A 16,185-nucleotide genomic window follows, 5' to 3' on the forward strand; every position below is an offset into this window, starting at 1 on the left:
GCAACGATGAGTTACAAAGCTATTCTCATAGATCAATTAAATGCCTGTTATCATGATCAGAGCTGGTTTACACCGCTTCATGATATGTTGACAGACCTTAATGCTGCGGAAGCCGCTTATGTAAAGAATGAGGGAGAGCATTCCATTTGGGCGATCGTCAATCATCTTATTTTCTGGAATGAGAGGTGGCTTGAGAGATATATTGCCGAACAGGTCGACGGGCTGCATTCAGTGAATAATGAGGATACATTTGACATAGATCCGTCTAACCTGAACGATGTGGAGTGGCGCAAGACACTACATAGACTGAAAACCGTTTTTAGTGATTGGAACAGGGCACTTGAAGATAGTCAAGAACATAAACTGACCCGTGAAATCCCTTCCTATTTCAACGCGCCATGGTGGGGAGTTGTATCCAATCTATGTATTCATAATGCTTATCATATTGGCCAGATCATGCTGCTCAAAAAATCAATGAAACACACGTAGTACACGCTGTATTGCGTTTATAAAATTTACTTAAGCAAAGGAAGATGAACATCATGGAAAAAGGTAAAATTATATTTTTGAACGGGGTAACCAGCTCAGGTAAAACTTCAATTGTAGAGGCGATGCAATCATACGATGATCCGTTTTTCTATGTTGTGGCCAATGATTTATTTGAAAATACGATCGGTGATAAACATCTTCAGACGGATTACTGGAAGTATCTGAGTGAAGCAATTGTAATGATGTATCATACGGCAAAAGTATTCTCAGACCATGGCAAGCATGTTCTGATCGATGGCATACTTGTGGAAAGACCGGAGCTTGCGCCGCATTATGAACAAGTCAAAAAAATTTTTGAAGGGTATCCACTGGATATCATTGAGTTATATTGCCCCCTCGATATCTACCGTCAGCGGAACATCGAACGTGGGGATCGCAGAGAAGAGCAATCGGATGAGCAGCATCAAATCATGGCTTCCGACATTCAGTATAGTTACTCGGTGGATACGAGTGTGCATACACCTGAGGAATGTGCCGAGATGATTATCACAGCGCTGTTCGAGCCCATCAAGAACCATTGATAAATATGTAAAGATGATATTGCGAAGCTGGACATTCATGAGCATGGTGTTCCAGCTTCTTGACTATTTGGAGAAGGGCGGGTGTAATCATGACCAAAGAGATTGAATATTTGCTTCAAACTTTTGAAGAATGGGCGATGTTTGTCAAGACGATGACTCATCTCGAAGAGAAGATTTGGAATTCCAGTATGGAAGAAGGGAAATGGACGATAAAATCAATCGTAAGTCACATCATGTTATGGGATCGATATTTTTACAAAGAAGCGATTGAGAAGATTGCTTTGAAGCAGGCAGTTACGTTGAAACATATCAATTTTGAAGAGTTTAATCGCAAAGCTATTGAGTATGGTTCCCGCACAGAGACGTCGGAAATTGTAAATAAGGCTATCACGTACCGCCATAAAATTATGAATGATATTCGAGGGCTACCGGAAGAGCAACTTCATCAGACGTATTTGGACGCAGAGGGTAACGTATTTTATATTCCTCAATACCTGAAAGATTTTATATGGCATGATCAGCATCATATGGAACCATTGAAGAAATACCTTGCCAACCTCGAAGCATAAAGGATTTAGCCTGTAGAGGCAGCATGGGATGCAGCATGTGGCTTGCTTTGAATATAATACGTATCTTAAACCAGGGAGGGATTGTAGTGAGTACTCATACGATTGAACTAACTCAAGAAAGTCTGATTGGGTCATTTACCAATGAGGTAACTCCCATGTTGAGCGTGAAATCTGGTGACTCCATTCGTTTTCAGACGCTGGATGCGGGCTGGGGGACGGGTGTGAGTTATGCGGAACGCAGGAAACCTTTTGATCGACAAGGTGAAAAAGATGGAGGTCATGCATTAATCGGTCCGATCTATATTGAAGAGGCGAAGCAAGGACAGACATTGGAGATCGTTTTCAATGAAATCGTGCCCGGGAGTTATGGATTTACTTCCGCTGGGGGATATCCGAACTGGCAGAATCAGAAGTTACATCTAACAGAGGTTGAAGAACTGTCGCTGAACTGGACACTTGATCGCCACACGATGAGTGGAACCTGTGAAATAAACGGGAAACCCTTCACGGTATCTCTCTCTCCGTTCATGGGTGTAGTGGGAATGCCACCTGAAGCTGGAGGAATTCATACGACTTGGCCGCCACGTTATTGTGGAGGGAACATCGACTGCAAGGAACTGGTGCAGGGAAGTAAATTATACTTACCTATTCCTGTAGACGGTGGTTATCTCGCGATTGGTGATGGTCATGCACGTCAGGGAGATGGTGAAGTCAGTTGTCAGGCCATTGAATGTGCAATGGAGGTTGTGGATATTACGATCAACGTGATTGATGATATGGTTCTGACCAATCCTCGTGCACATACGCCATCCGGCTGGCTTACCTTCGGTTTTCATGAAGATCTGAATGAGGCTACCGTTCAAGCATTAGACGGGATGCTCACTCTGATGGGGGAGTTATACGGCTTGCAGCGCGTGGAAGCGATTGCACTTGGAAGTGCGGTAATTGATCTGCGTATCACCCAAATTGTAAATGGCGTGAAGGGTGTGCATGCAGTCCTTCCACATGATGCTTTTAAGTAACTTGAAGTCTGGTATGGGTCGTATTTGATGAATTTGGGGGTCGATAAAATGAAAGGCAGACCACAGATCGTTTTAGATATCGCAGGTGTTTTGCTAAGTAATATGTCGTTGACGTGCTGGAAAGATATGATTCAGGAAACCAACCTATCGGCAGAATCTTTGAAAGTGCATTTTACCGGAATTAAAAGACAGCTCTGGACAGGAATGATGAGGGAAGAAGAATTTTGGCAATCGCTGAAGGAGATGTATCCCGAATTATCAATAAGCCGAGCGAAGGACATCTTAACCAATTCAATTGTTTCCTTACCAGCAGCTCAATACCTTGAGCGATGGAGTGAATCCGCCGATATCCATCTACTCAGCAATCATTGCAAGGAATGGATTGAGCCAAATCTGAGCCGTTTAAGCTCATTTACCAAAAGTGTAACCATCTCTAATCAAGTGGGTTTATGCAAACCGGAGATTGAAATATACCAACGGGTTGAAACCTTCCTGGCAGCTGGAGAAGAGGTTCTATTTATAGATGATCAAGAGAAGAATTTACATTCTGCTAAGCTACTCGGTTGGAAGACTTTACTGGCTGACGAGGAAGGAGATTGGGTTAATGAAGTTGAGCACCGAATACATTCCATTGCAGACAGGAGGAATAAAAAATGAGTGACTTGCGTTCAACATACAGTATCCAAACAGCAGTGTTAAGTTTACAAGAGGAATTAGAGAGGTTAAAGATGCAGGCATTAATGGGGTGGCCCAAAGAGTTTCGAAATCTGGAATGGTATGGTTTGAAAAATGGCATGCGAGTATTGGAGGTCGGAAGCGGACCAGGTTACATTACAGAGGAATTATTGAATAGTTTGCCTGACAGCGAGCTTACCTCGCTTGAGATTGATCGTTCACTGCAAGCACAAGCCAAAGAACGGCTGAAAGCTGTTCCTTCCAACCGATTAAAATTTGTAGAGTCTTCCATCTACCAGATCGAACTGCCGGATGATTCTTTTGATTTTGTCGTGGCAAGACTTATTTTTCTTCACTTGAACAATCCAGATGAAGCTGCAAAAGAGATATATCGTGTGCTTAAGCCCGGCGGTCGTCTTGCCATTATTGATGTGGATGACGGCGTTTTTGGAGCTGTGAATCCTGACGTTCCTGCATTGCATACGGTATTAATGAAAATTTCGGACTATGTGGCACAACACGGCGGTAATCGCATCATTGGCAGAAGTCTGCCACGTCTCCTTTCTGAGAGCGGATACATCGATGTTGACATTGATTCTGTCCTTCAACATAGTGATCTGTTAGGCATAGAAGGGTTTAAGCAGCAGTTTAATCTGAATCGCTTTGTGCATTTTGCTGAAAAAGGTGTGATCAGTTCAGAGGAGTTTGCTCAGCTGCAACAAGCCTCTGATGCGATAAATCATTCGCCGGAAGCCTATGCCATGATGAATTTCATTACAGCTTGCGGTACGAAGCCCTTGTAAGAACTGTGTACGTTTGAAATAAGCTTTACTTGCTCGGTGCTCGGACACTGTCTATGACAGACTAAGCTTCCTAAGAGACGGAGGATGGGAATGAATATCGCTCAAGCTTTCCAGGAAACTGTAGTGCAAGGAGATCATCGGAGTATGATTGAGTTACTGAAAAACTACGAACAATCCACCAAGCTATCTGTCAATGAACGAGGTTGGGTCTTCTGGAATGTTTCCGATGGCTATGCCTTGTTAAGAGAGCCTGAACCGCTTTATGCAAATCACCGGACATTCTTCGAATGGGGGAAAGAAAACCTTGCCCCCGAGCAGTTACACTGGATCGTTTCGGATTCGACACAAGCGTTGTCATTATCTCTGGGGAACTACTTTGATTATTGGATGGATTGGTACCGATATGCTTGTAATCATGCCCCGAAGTTGGATACCAACCGAGGTGTTCGATTCGAGAGCCATCGGGCTTTGGGGGGTTCGCTTTGGGTTTTGGAGAGATACAGTGAGATGGACAGTGTGCTTGAAAATATGAACCAGCTCATACAAGAAGATGAGACATGGTCCAATATTCTTTTTGCCCGAATTACATATAACAAACAGCGTCTGACCTATCTGTATCATGCCGGGGACGTTGTCAGAGTCGAAGCTCTTGTGAACGAAACGATGGACTGGATTGATGAAATCAATGATGGAGCACTGCCCATTTCAAGAAGAGATGAAGTGGTTGGTAGCTGGCAGGATATTAATGTCTCCAGAAATTCGGAGAGAGATATCAACATTGCGTTGAACAATTTGGCCTGTATTTTATCGGATATCAAAAGGTATGAGGAAAGTATGAAATTGTTCATGCAGATACAGGAACGTGGTCACCACATGAATGCATATGGTTTTTCAAAGTGGATATATTCGATCTGGAAGACAAGAGGGGCTGCGGCAGTTAAAGCTGCATTAGCGGCTAATACATCTTATGAAATAGCTGACCTTGTCAAACATACTCCTGATCTATCAGAGATCAAAGGTTTAGCATGAGGGATTGAGGTCGCAAAAGGTTTGCACAACAACGTGAAAGGAGTGATGTGATATGAGAAACAATTCGATTATGAGTAGAAGAAACGAAGTTGCGGGAGGTGTTTTTGTCTAGCGCAGAGGACTCAAGGAAGGGTTCGAGGGATTCCTCTGTGTATTTTTCACGAGGAGGAATTTCAAAGTATGATTCATCTAAAAGGTGTGTCGGTGGATAATTGGTATGCATGTACCCAACTGAATGTAACTGAAGAACAGAAAAAAAGTTTTCCCGCGCCGGTTGTATATTGGATTGCTGAATGCAAGGTCATGACCGATTTTCAACCCATGGCCATCTATTTCGATTCAGATCTGGTTGGTTTTGCTGTGTACTCCGATCAGCCGGATCATGAGGATAACTACTGGCTTCTTGCTCTAATGGTAGATACTAAATATCAGGGTAGAGGTTATGGAAGAGAAGCACTTAGGAAGTTAATTGATCTAATGCGAGAATCGCTAAAATGCAAATGTATCATGATTGGACACAGACCGGAAAATAGTATTGCTGGTAATCTGTATGAATCACTTGGGTTTCACAGCGTAAGTGAGGGATTGATCGATGGCGAAGTCGTTCGGCTTCTGAGATGCAAGTAGAGCCAAATCTTACGCGACACAAGAGAACTGAAATAAGTTATGATATGACATAAAAAGAAAGGGCAGATCAACATGATTACATTCCAATACTTTAAACCGGAAGATTTTGATCAACTAATCGAATGGAGTGGAGATGAAGCGTTTCTGCTCCAATGGGCTGGGCCTGGCTTTCAATATCCACTTTCCAAGGAACAGTTATCTGATTATTTGCAGGGTGCGAATGATAAGAACTCTTCGAATAAGTTCATTTATAAAGTGATGGATGAAACGACTCAGGAGATTGTGGGCCATATTGCTCTGGGAGGCATCGATCGATATAATCGTTCAGGGCGTATCGGTAAGGTGCTTCTTGGTAAGCCATTTCAGGGTAAAGGCTATGGGAAGAAAATGATCGATGAGGCACTTCGAATTGGATTTGAAGAGGAGAAGTTACACCGGATCAGCCTGGGCGTATTTGATTTTAATACCTCGGCCATCCGATGTTATGAAAAAGCGGGTTTTGTACAAGAAGGGCTTATTCGTGATGCGAGACGATATGAAGATACCTTCTGGAATCTTATCGAGATGAGCATTCTGGAAGACGAATGGAAAAAATAGCTTCTCAAAAGGGGTCATACACTTGAGAGGAGGTTCACCCACTCGTCATGCTGAACATAGTGAAAAAGCTGACTTTTTGGTTTGTCATTTTCTCGCTAATCGTATGTTTCATTAATTTATCAGGAAACGATGATAAGAATATTCTGATTTTTCTAACAAGTCCTATAAATTTGTTCCTGAATAACTGGTTGACCAAAATAAATACGAATCCAGAGACGACTTTTTTGTTCAGGCCATTGATATACCTGTTCCATTTGATTTTTTGGGGAGGATTGGGGTTCATTCTGGATAGGCTCATTATGAAGCTTAAACGTAAAGAGTAGATAGGAGCAACTCTCAGAAAAAGTTCATCTTTCTTGAGAAACACTTCGATGAACGGATGTAATAACTACGTGTACGAAAATTTAAAAGGTGCTGTCCTCCTGTCATTTTCATGACAAGAGGGCAGCACCTTATTTACTTCCTTCCTGATTGATTACAATGATCCCCGTATCAATAAATTCCTTCACGGGCACACCGTCGCTTGCGAGTAACAAGGTCTCCATCATTTTGGCACCCCAAACTCCTTCATTCTGCGAAATAACGGCAGATAATTGACCATTTAGTAATCCGCTCTCACTGGTCGGGCTGTCACCGAACGCGATTAAATGCCGGTTGAGGCCTTTTGCTTTCCAGATCAGGGTAGAGGCAGAGACAGAAACAAAATCAAGCCCGATAATTGCATTGAAGTGAGGGTGTGCTTGAATCATGTTTTCCATATCGGACATGGCTCGATCTTCATTCCCTTGATGATAACGAACCTCCAAGATTTCGATGTCTGTTTCACTGCGGATATAGTCAATGAATCCATTAAGCCGCTGCTGCAAACCTTGCATCTCCTCCAAGCCATTCTCGACTAGAATCATGCCTTGATTATGCAGAAGTCGTGTAGTCGTCATCGCAAACTGTTGGCCAGTGCGATAGTTATCGGCGCCCACATAAGCGATTCGATGACTGGATGGGATATCTGACTCAAAAGTAATGACGGGAATACCCGCAGCTTGGGCTGCATCAATAACGGGGGTAAGTGCAGCAGCATCCACAGGCGATATAGCTATCCCGTCCACATGCTGTTTGATCATATTCTCCATGATACGAATTTGCTGTTCGGTATTGGCTTCATCAGGTGCGGTTACAATTAACGTGATATTGTGTTTCCCTGCATATTCCGTTGCATCCTTCGTAATCATCTCATACGTGGGATACGTCATTGGATATATAATACCGAAAGTTTTGCTCGCTGCAGATTTCTCTACGGATGGAGTTGCAGGAAGTGTTGCAGCCATTTGCTGTGGACGAATGTGTGCCGAGCCGGATGAAAGGATCATCGGGAACAGCAGTATTAGTGTGAGTAAAAGTGCAAATCTGGCTTTATTCATACATGGGCTCTTTTCTTAAATCTGATGGTCTGGCCTGCGATTCCTCGGTTCCTTGAGTTCGGTATTCTCTTGGCGTAAAACCTGTGGTCTTCTTGAATATATTGGAAAAATAGTGAGAGTCGTTGTAACCAACTTTGTAAGCAATTTCAAAGGTTTTGTTGTTGGTTGTTTTCAGCAGCTCCTTGGCTTTGCCGATTCGAATCTGGGTTAGATACTCCGTTATCGTTTGACCGGTTTCCTGACTGAAAATCTTGCTTAGATGACTTGGACTGATTCGGACATGTGAAGAGATCATCTTCAACGAAACCTGTTCATTATTGTATTCACGGGATACATAGGCTTTCACCTGATCGATGACATCACTGTATTTACCGGAGCAGGCTGCTCTTCTCTCCCATAACAGGTTAAGCAGGGAACATAGATATTGGGTACATTCCTCCCAGCATGTAATCTTCCGGATCGTCTGTTGCAGGGAAGTGATGTTCTCATCCGAATGGTCACTCATGCGGAACAGCTGATTTGCGAGCCGAAAGGACTCCAGCGTAAGATCATTCAACAGATAGAAGCCATACGATGAGGACTTCCAGTCGAGAGACTGTAATGGAGTGGCAAACTCCTGCACAAAAGAGTCCCGCAGATTGGGGCTGCCTAGTTTGAGAAATTCAAGAAATGAATTCCTGTCGAGAAAAAGAGTTGTGTGCTCATCCAGGTTGATTTCACGTAGAGAAGCTCTATTCTGAAGAGTGAGCCGGGCAATATATTTATCCTCCTCCGCTTCCAGATACGAGATATGAATTCCTTGCAGACGCTCCTGTTGGCTGCCAATGCCCAGAATCAGATTACATTTGAACGTATGCTCAAGTTCCGTACGAACCCGCCCGCGAAGCTGCTCCAGATATACGGATATGCTGTCATCGGAATTATATTTGAGCAAAAGCACGAGCTCCGTCCGGCTTCGAATATAAGGAAGAAGTTCTACGTGGGGATCACGAGTATCCTCCAGTATAGGAAGAAGCTTCTTCATCAGGGATTCCGGGTCCGGGGAAAGCTCGGTTAATCGGACGTCGATAATGATAATGGTATAATATCTGGCAGAGAGAGGAAGTGAGAGTTGTTTGGCTGATTCAATCGCATCGGTTGTACCGATGAGTCCTCCGCACAGATCGGCCAGCAGTTTTTCTTTGGTGATCGTCCGGCTTGTCATGCGTTGGTGTTCTTCATCCATTTGTTTGCTGACTTTTTGAAGCATTTGGATTAGCTCTGCTGCGCTAATGGGCTTTAGACAGTACTCGGTCACACCAAGCCGGATGGCCTCCTGGGCATAGCTGAATTCATCATGACCGCTCATGATAATGATTTTGATGTCAGGTTGTTGAGTGCGAACGATGGAGGTCAGTTCCAATCCGTTCATAAATGGCATTTTGATATCCGTAATCAGAATATCCGGTGCCCATTCTTGAATTAAAGGTAACGCAAGCTCACCGTCAGGTGCATCCCCGCAATAGTGAAAACCTTCCTTTTCCCAATCAATGCAGCTGCGTATATTCTCCCGAATTCCAATTTCGTCATCCACGATCATCACCTTTTTCATCGGTTAACCTCCTTGCTTCTGGGGATACGAATCATAAATGTGCTTCCTTCCATATACGTACTATCCATTTCAACGCCATAAGCAGGTCCGAAATAGAGCCGAATCCGGTGATGTACATTGAGCAGACCGAACCCGCCTTCCTGATCGTCATCTTGGGGTGAACGGGAACCTGCCGGCTTCTCCAGCTCTTCACGTAATTGTGCCAATCGATCTGCAGACATGCCGATTCCGTTGTCTTGTACGGTGAGAATGATGCTATTGTCCTCCATATATCCGTGTATGGATATGCGCCCTTGACCACGTTTGTTTTTGATCCCATGGTAGAGCGCGTTTTCAATTAACGGCTGCAAGGTCATTTTCAAAATGGGATAATCCTGAAGCTCACGGTCAACGCTGATCTCGTAGGTGAGAATGTCGTGGTACCTCATCTGTTGAATGACCAAGTAACTGCGCGCATGCTCGAGCTCGGTTTGAATGGACACCCAGTCGAATCCTTTGTTCAGACTCAAACGAAAGAACTTCGATAGGGCCTGCACAAGTTTGATTACATTTTCTTTTTTCTCTGCTTCAGCCATCCATAGAATGGATTCCAACGTGTTATAGAGGAAGTGAGGGTTGATCTGAGCTTGCAGCGTACGTAGTTCAGCTATTTTCACCTGTTCATTCTCTCGAATGCTCTTTTCGATTAGCATTTTGAGCTTATCCAGCATCACATTGAAGCTTTTGCCAAGATCAGCAATTTCGTCCGAGCCGTGTGGTGTGACTTTGGCTTCCAAGTAACCGTTTGCAGCTTTACGCATCTTGTTCATGAGAATTTGAATGGGAAGAATCAGTCGATTATTCAGGAAAAAATATAACGATATCGCAAAGAAGGCGCTTAACAAAACCGTGATAATAATCAATTGGCGAATGCTATTGGCCTCTGCAATGATTTCCTGATAAGGAGCTACCCCGATCATTTTCCATCCGGTCTGTTTGGAGGTGCTGTATACAATAAACTGGGGCTTGGATCCTGCAGACAGGATAAAGCTGTCGTGTTGTAGATGTAAAGGGACGGATCGGATCTGATCCATCATGGTTATGGATGCCGGGGTGGCATCCGGCTTGAAGAGTGTATTTCCGTGTTGATCACTAATGTAGAAAAAACCGGAATCCTTAATGGGGGTACTCGTCAAAAAATCATCAATGAACGAATCATTCAAATCAATCACGATAAACCCGATGACCTCATGCGTAATTCGCTCTTTGACAGTGGTTATAATTGAAAGCGCATTCTGTTTAGGGTAAGCAAAACCATCCAGCCTGTTGTATTCGGCATAGGTTGCAGAATGAGGGATGCGCAGAATGGCATCCGGATACTGTATCAGATATTTGAAGTACGGGTTACGCAGCGGATTCCGTTCGAGCTTGAATACGCCTTTTCGTTCACTTATGCCTTTTCCATAAAAATTCACGAACGAGATATTAAGTACCTTGTCATACTTGTAGGTCTCCCGGTAAAGATTGTAGGTCTGTAGGATGGATTTGGCTTCCGGATAAGACTCCGATTGAGAATACAGGTATTGAAGCACTTGCGGGTTCTTGCCCAGTTCGAGCAGCCTTTCCGTATCTTCAAACAAGATGTCGATGTTCCTGGCAAGCTGGTCAGCAACCAGTTGTGTCGAGGCCTTGTTATGATTCGATACGACCGTATAGGATTTGTGGTAAGAAATCAATCCAACCACGATCAGTGGTACTGAACTGAGGATGATAAACATGCTGAGTAATTTAAGCCTGAGGCTTGAAGTAATCCACTGAATGAGTTTCAATGTATTCCACTCCATCTGAAGGGATCATAAATGTACCATTAGTATAACACGATTTTCTAATATATAAGAGAATCGCTAAATACTACACCATTAAACAAAGAAATTACACTTTTTAGAACTCCGTTTTCAAAATGGCCAAATGATTACATAAAAAAAGCATGAGACTCCATATCAGCTTGGAATGAAAGCGTTTTATAATGTGGTCACACCTCAAGGTGAAATGAAAAGGGAGGATCACAAACATGCGAACCAAAAAAAAGTGGGGACTTGCCATAACATTGGCTATGGTGATGCTGGTCAGCACGGCATGTAATAGTACCAATGGAGGAGCAGGCTCCGATAATGCGACTTCAACGAGCGGGGAGGGCAGTACTCCTGCCAGCGCCAAAACAATTACGCTCGGGTTTTCGCAGGTTGGTGCAGAGAGTGGCTGGCGTTCGGCAAATACCAAGTCGATTCAGGATTCAGCCAAAGAAGCAGGTTATGATCTGAAATTCTCCGATGCACAGCAAAAGCAGGAAAATCAGATTAAAGCGTTGCGATCTTTCATACAGCAGAAGGTGACGGTGATTGCTTTTTCCCCTGTAGTGGAATCCGGTTGGGATACCGTATTGAAGGAAGCGAAAGATGCTGGCATTCCCGTGATTTTGACGGATCGTGCTGTGGACTCGCCGGATAAAACCCTTTACAAAACCTTTATCGGCTCCGACTTTGTAGAAGAAGGACGCAAAGCAGGTCAGTGGCTTAGTGACCAATACAAGGACACACAGGATGAGATCAATATCGTGGAGCTGCAGGGCACAACAGGCTCCGCACCGGCAAATGACCGTCAAGAGGGCTTTATGGAATTGATTGCTCCCAATTCGAAGCTTAAAGTGATCGCTTCACAATCGGGTGACTTTACACGTGCCAAAGGCAAAGAAGTCATGCAAGCTTTCCTCAAAGCACATAAAAAAATAGATGTTCTCTACGCACATAATGACGATATGGCACTTGGTGCAATTCAGGCCATTGAAGCGGCAGGACTGAAACCAGGCGTAGATATCACGATTATCTCTGTTGATGCCGTGAAGGATGGAATGCAGGCTGCTGCTGATGGCAAAATCAACTTTATCGTCGAATGTAATCCGTTGTTGGGACCTCAATTAATGGAAGCGGTTCAAGCGGTAGTAGACGGGAAAGACATCGAACCCCGAATCGTAACGGATGAGACAACGTTCACATCGGAACAAGCCAAAGAAGCATTGCCTACACGCGAATATTAAAAGCAGATTCGTATAACACTGAAAAGTCATTTTTCGACCAGGCTGTCGCTAAATGACTTTTTTCCATAACAAAGGAGAGGGTTATATGGCCGCGCAAGCACCGATCTTGCAAATGACAGGCATCACCAAACAATTTCCCGGAGTTAAAGCGCTGTCCAGCGTCAGCTTTCGCTTGTTTCCAGGCGAGATTCATGCCTTGATGGGTGAGAACGGAGCGGGGAAGTCGACGCTGATTAAAGTTCTGACCGGCGTTTATTCCATTGACGAAGGAACCGTAACGATGGATAACCGTGTTCTTTCGATCTCCGGTCCGCTTGAAGCGCAAAAGGCGGGAATCAGTACCGTATACCAAGAGGTCAATCTCTGTCCAAACTTAACGGTTGCTGAGAATATTTATATCGGGCGAGAGCCCATGCGATTTGGCAAAATCAATTGGAAGCAAATGAACAAAGATGCCGAGAACCTGCTGCGAGACAGATTACATCTGTCTGTCGACGTTAAGGCTCCTTTACAGACCTACTCGGTCGCGATTCAACAACTGATTGCGATTGCAAGGGCACTCAGCATCTCGGCCAAAGTGCTCATACTGGACGAACCCACATCCAGTCTGGACAAAAACGAGGTTCAGCAACTGTTTCGAATTATGCACAAATTAAAGAGTGAAGGTCTCGCCATCCTTTTTGTTACTCATTTTCTAGATCAGGTATACGAAATGTCGGATCGTCTAACGGTGCTCCGTAACGGGGAATTGGAAGGAGAGTACATAGCCGCAGAACTTCCACGCATGGAACTGGTGCTCAAGATGATCGGCAAGGAGCTTGAAGTCTTAGAGGAGCTTCCGAAGGAAACGGATGCTGCCCAGGCGGAGTCGGGAGAACTGTTAATTACCGCCAAAGGACTTGGACGGAAAGGTGCGATTGATCCGTTTGATCTGGATATTCGCAAGGGAGAAGTAGTGGGTTTGGCTGGATTATTGGGGTCTGGTCGTACCGAGATCGCTCGCCTTTTCTTTGGCGCAGATCGTTCGGACGAAGGCAAGCTTCTCGTTGTGGATACTGGAAGTACGGTCAAGTCGCCGCGTCATGCGATTAATCAGAATATTGCTTTTTGCTCCGAGAATCGTAAAACCGAAGGCATAATCGATGATCTGACCATCAGGGAGAACATTATTCTGGCTTTACAGGCGACGCGAGGCTGGTCCAAACCAATCTCACGCAAGAAGCAGGATGAAATCGCCGAAAAGTACATCAACCTGTTAAATATCCATCCGAAAAACCCGGAGCATTTAATTAAAAATCTGAGCGGGGGTAATCAGCAAAAGGTGTTGCTTGCACGGTGGCTGCTGATGAACCCCGATTTGTTAATTCTCGATGAACCTACGCGTGGCATTGATATTGGTGCAAAGACCGAAATTCAGAAGCTGGTACTTTCTTTGTCAAAGCAAGGTATGGCCGTGCTATTCATTTCGTCCGAGCTGGAAGAAGTGATTCGTGTCAGCCAGCGGATTGCCGTACTTCGGGACCGCAAAAAAGTAAAAGAACTCAGCGGGGATCAGATCCATCAACAGCAAATTATGAAAGCAATGGCAGGAGGTTGAAGGGATGGCGGGCAAGATGCGTAAACATCATTTGTTTTGGCCGTTATGTATGCTTGGTTTACTTTTACTCTTTAATTTGCTGTACTCTCCGGATTTCTTCTCCCTCGTCATGCGTGAAGGAAATCTGTACGGCAGCTTGATTGATATTCTCAATTTTGGAGCGCCTTTAATTCTGGTATCCATCGGTATGACGCTGGTAATTGCGACCGGAGGTATCGATCTGTCCGTGGGCTCCATTGTAGCGATCTCCGGTGCCGTGGCTTGTATGAGCATCAGCAAAGGTGTGGATCAGAGTTCCTTCGGGCTTGTATTGGGTGCACTTGGATTATCTATTGGTCTTTCTCTGATCTTGGGCATATGGAACGGCGCGCTGGTATCGGTTGCCCGAATCCAGCCCATTATTGCGACGCTTATTCTGATGGTAGCCGGACGCGGCATTGCGCAACTGATTACGAGCGGACAGATTATTACGGTATCCAATGCGAACTACGCCTATATCGGGGCCGGTTCGTTAGCAGCATTGCCTTTTTCCATCTTCATTGTATTGACTGTCTTGCTTGTTGCCTCTCTGTTAACGAGAAAAACGGCACTGGGACTGTTTATCGAATCGGTTGGAAGTAACGCGAGTGCGAGCCGACTGGCAGGTATTCGGTCAAGAACGGTAATTCTCACGGTATATGTCTTCTGTGGTCTGTGTGCCGGCATTGCCGGGCTTATTCTCAGCTCGAATGTATCCAGTGCGGATGGAAATAACGCAGGGCTGTGGTATGAACTCGATGCCATTCTTGCTGTCGTCATCGGGGGTACTTCACTCAATGGCGGGCGTTTCTATCTGATGGGTACCGTTGTTGGAGCGCTTATTATCCAAACCTTAACAACGACGATCTATATGATTGGTGTACCACCAGAAGTTACACTTGTTGTCAAAGCCTTTGTTGTACTGGCCGTATGTTTGATTCAATCCGATTCCTTCCGCAATTCTATGCTGATCCGTTGGAAAAAACGGAAGTTTCCAGCCGAACAGGGGGTTAACCGCCATGTTTCTTAATCGTAAGTATCTCCCGGTCCTTGTCACTTTCGGCTTGCTGGCTGTAATGTTTGCCATAGGCTCTTTCCGGTATACAGGGTTCTTTTCCACCCAGGTCCTGTTCAATCTTCTCATTGATAACGCATTTCTGATTATCACGGCGATTGGCATGACTTTTGTGATTGTATCGGGAGGGATCGACCTGTCGGTTGGTTCTGTCATTGCGCTGACAACCATTATTAGTGCAAGTCTGATCGAGAAACAGGGCTGGTCACCTGCCATCGTTATACCAATGGTGCTGGTCATGGGTGCGTTGTTTGGCACAGTCATGGGTGCGATCATCCATTATTTTAAAATTCAGCCTTTCATCGTGACCCTGGCAGGTATGTTTTTGGCGCGGGGGATGTGTTATGTGATCAGTCTCGATACCATTACCATTACGAATCCATTTTACACGCAGGTTGCACAGGCGAAAATTTCCCTGCCAGGGGGCAGTTTTGTTTCCATTAATGTGATCATTGCTCTGGTCATTCTACTGCTAGCAATTTATCTGGCACATTATACCCGGTTCGGTCGCAACGTTTACGCCATCGGCGGAAGCGAGCAATCTGCGCTGCTCATGGGACTGCCAGTTGCACGTACCAAAATTTTGGTGTACACGTTCAGCGGTTTGTGCTCGGCGCTTGCTGGTGTCGTCTTTACCTTCTACATGTTATCCGGTTATGGATTACACGCCATGGGTCTTGAACTCGATACCATCGCGGCTGTTGTGATCGGAGGCACTCTGCTAACAGGTGGTGTGGGGTATGTGGCAGGAACCTTTATTGGCGTATTGATCCAGGGGGCTATCCAAACTATAATTAGCTTCGAAGGCACGCTCAGCTCATGGTGGACCAAAATTGTAATTGGCCTGATGTTGTTTGTCTTTATTTTGTTCCAACGACTTCTTAGCGGGCGGAGAGTATCTTCAAAATCACTGCATTAAGTGGATCAAAATGAAATGATATTGAACATAAATACCGAAAGATCATATTACAATCTGTTCTCTGCACCAGTGGCTGTAGAGACTAACATGGGGATGGGGGGG

Annotated in this window: 16 protein-coding genes; 13 read left to right on the forward strand and 3 right to left on the reverse strand. The window is 44.7% G+C overall.

Features of this window, described 5'->3' with window-relative positions; all coding sequences use genetic code 11:
* The first annotated feature begins 6 nt into the window (after positions 1–6).
* The 9 genes from ACTHPG_RS07040 to ACTHPG_RS07080 all read left to right on the forward strand — a co-directional run bounded on the left by ACTHPG_RS07040 (position 7) and on the right by ACTHPG_RS07080 (position 6,392).
* Positions 7–489: a DinB family protein gene (locus tag ACTHPG_RS07040; protein WP_440388398.1), complete on the forward strand. Its 483-nt coding sequence runs from the start codon at positions 7–9 to the stop codon at positions 487–489.
* Between the two features lie 53 nt (positions 490–542).
* Positions 543–1,070 carry a phosphotransferase-like protein gene (locus tag ACTHPG_RS07045; RefSeq protein WP_440388399.1) on the forward strand — a complete coding sequence of 176 codons (528 nt, stop codon included), beginning with the start codon at positions 543–545 and terminating at the stop codon, positions 1,068–1,070.
* Positions 1,071–1,159: 89 nt separating this feature from the next.
* Positions 1,160–1,639, forward strand: a complete 480-nt coding sequence (locus tag ACTHPG_RS07050; protein ID WP_440388400.1) for a DinB family protein — start codon at positions 1,160–1,162, stop codon at positions 1,637–1,639.
* An 86-nt stretch (positions 1,640–1,725) separates the two neighbouring features.
* On the forward strand, positions 1,726–2,661 hold the full coding sequence (locus tag ACTHPG_RS07055; RefSeq protein WP_440388401.1) for an acetamidase/formamidase family protein: 936 nt from the start codon (positions 1,726–1,728) through the stop codon (positions 2,659–2,661).
* A gap of 48 nt (positions 2,662–2,709) precedes the next feature.
* A complete protein-coding gene (locus ACTHPG_RS07060) occupies positions 2,710–3,318 on the forward strand; it encodes an HAD-IA family hydrolase (protein WP_440388402.1) in 609 nt (202 codons plus the stop codon).
* Positions 3,315–4,139 (forward strand): methyltransferase domain-containing protein, encoded by an 825-nt coding sequence (locus tag ACTHPG_RS07065; protein WP_440388403.1) that lies wholly within the window; start codon positions 3,315–3,317, stop codon positions 4,137–4,139. The genes ACTHPG_RS07060 and ACTHPG_RS07065 overlap by 4 nt, the downstream gene beginning before the upstream one ends.
* A gap of 90 nt (positions 4,140–4,229) precedes the next feature.
* Positions 4,230–5,168: a hypothetical protein gene (locus tag ACTHPG_RS07070; protein WP_440388404.1), complete on the forward strand. Its 939-nt coding sequence runs from the start codon at positions 4,230–4,232 to the stop codon at positions 5,166–5,168.
* Positions 5,169–5,348: 180 nt separating this feature from the next.
* The gene (locus tag ACTHPG_RS07075) at positions 5,349–5,795 is read left to right on the forward strand and encodes a GNAT family N-acetyltransferase (RefSeq protein WP_440388405.1); all 447 of its coding nucleotides are present in this window, start codon (positions 5,349–5,351) and stop codon (positions 5,793–5,795) included.
* Between the two features lie 72 nt (positions 5,796–5,867).
* Positions 5,868–6,392, forward strand: a complete 525-nt coding sequence (locus tag ACTHPG_RS07080) for a GNAT family N-acetyltransferase (protein WP_440388406.1) — start codon at positions 5,868–5,870, stop codon at positions 6,390–6,392.
* 452 nt (positions 6,393–6,844) lie between these two features.
* Here ACTHPG_RS07080 and ACTHPG_RS07085 read toward each other — a convergent pair whose 3' ends face one another.
* From ACTHPG_RS07085 to ACTHPG_RS07095, 3 genes are read right to left on the reverse strand one after another with little or no spacing between them, the layout of a single operon-like run.
* Positions 6,845–7,810 (reverse strand): sugar ABC transporter substrate-binding protein, encoded by a 966-nt coding sequence (locus ACTHPG_RS07085; protein ID WP_440388407.1) that lies wholly within the window; start codon positions 7,808–7,810, stop codon positions 6,845–6,847.
* Positions 7,803–9,401 carry a response regulator gene (locus ACTHPG_RS07090; protein WP_440388409.1) on the reverse strand — a complete coding sequence of 533 codons (1,599 nt, stop codon included), beginning with the start codon at positions 9,399–9,401 and terminating at the stop codon, positions 7,803–7,805. The genes ACTHPG_RS07085 and ACTHPG_RS07090 overlap by 8 nt, the downstream gene beginning before the upstream one ends.
* Positions 9,398–11,209 (reverse strand): cache domain-containing sensor histidine kinase, encoded by a 1,812-nt coding sequence (locus ACTHPG_RS07095; protein ID WP_440388410.1) that lies wholly within the window; start codon positions 11,207–11,209, stop codon positions 9,398–9,400. Before ACTHPG_RS07095 ends, ACTHPG_RS07090 begins: the two co-directional genes overlap by 4 nt.
* Before the next feature lie 242 nt (positions 11,210–11,451).
* Between ACTHPG_RS07095 and ACTHPG_RS07100 the strand changes: the two genes are divergently transcribed.
* The 4 genes from ACTHPG_RS07100 (at position 11,452) to yjfF (ending at position 16,083) form a co-directional block, all read left to right on the forward strand.
* Positions 11,452–12,474 (forward strand): substrate-binding domain-containing protein, encoded by a 1,023-nt coding sequence (locus ACTHPG_RS07100; protein ID WP_440388411.1) that lies wholly within the window; start codon positions 11,452–11,454, stop codon positions 12,472–12,474.
* Between the two features lie 85 nt (positions 12,475–12,559).
* Positions 12,560–14,071: a sugar ABC transporter ATP-binding protein gene (locus ACTHPG_RS07105; RefSeq protein WP_440388412.1), complete on the forward strand. Its 1,512-nt coding sequence runs from the start codon at positions 12,560–12,562 to the stop codon at positions 14,069–14,071.
* Between the two features lie 4 nt (positions 14,072–14,075).
* Complete coding sequence (locus ACTHPG_RS07110) at positions 14,076–15,119, forward strand: ABC transporter permease (protein WP_440388414.1); 1,044 nt, start codon at positions 14,076–14,078, stop codon at positions 15,117–15,119.
* Complete coding sequence (gene yjfF, locus ACTHPG_RS07115; protein WP_440388416.1) at positions 15,109–16,083, forward strand: galactofuranose ABC transporter, permease protein YjfF; 975 nt, start codon at positions 15,109–15,111, stop codon at positions 16,081–16,083. Before ACTHPG_RS07110 ends, yjfF begins: the two co-directional genes overlap by 11 nt.
* Positions 16,084–16,185 lie beyond the last annotated feature (102 nt).

The organism is Paenibacillus sp. SAF-068, assembly GCF_051967555.1.
Lineage (GTDB): Bacteria > Bacillota > Bacilli > Paenibacillales > Paenibacillaceae > Paenibacillus.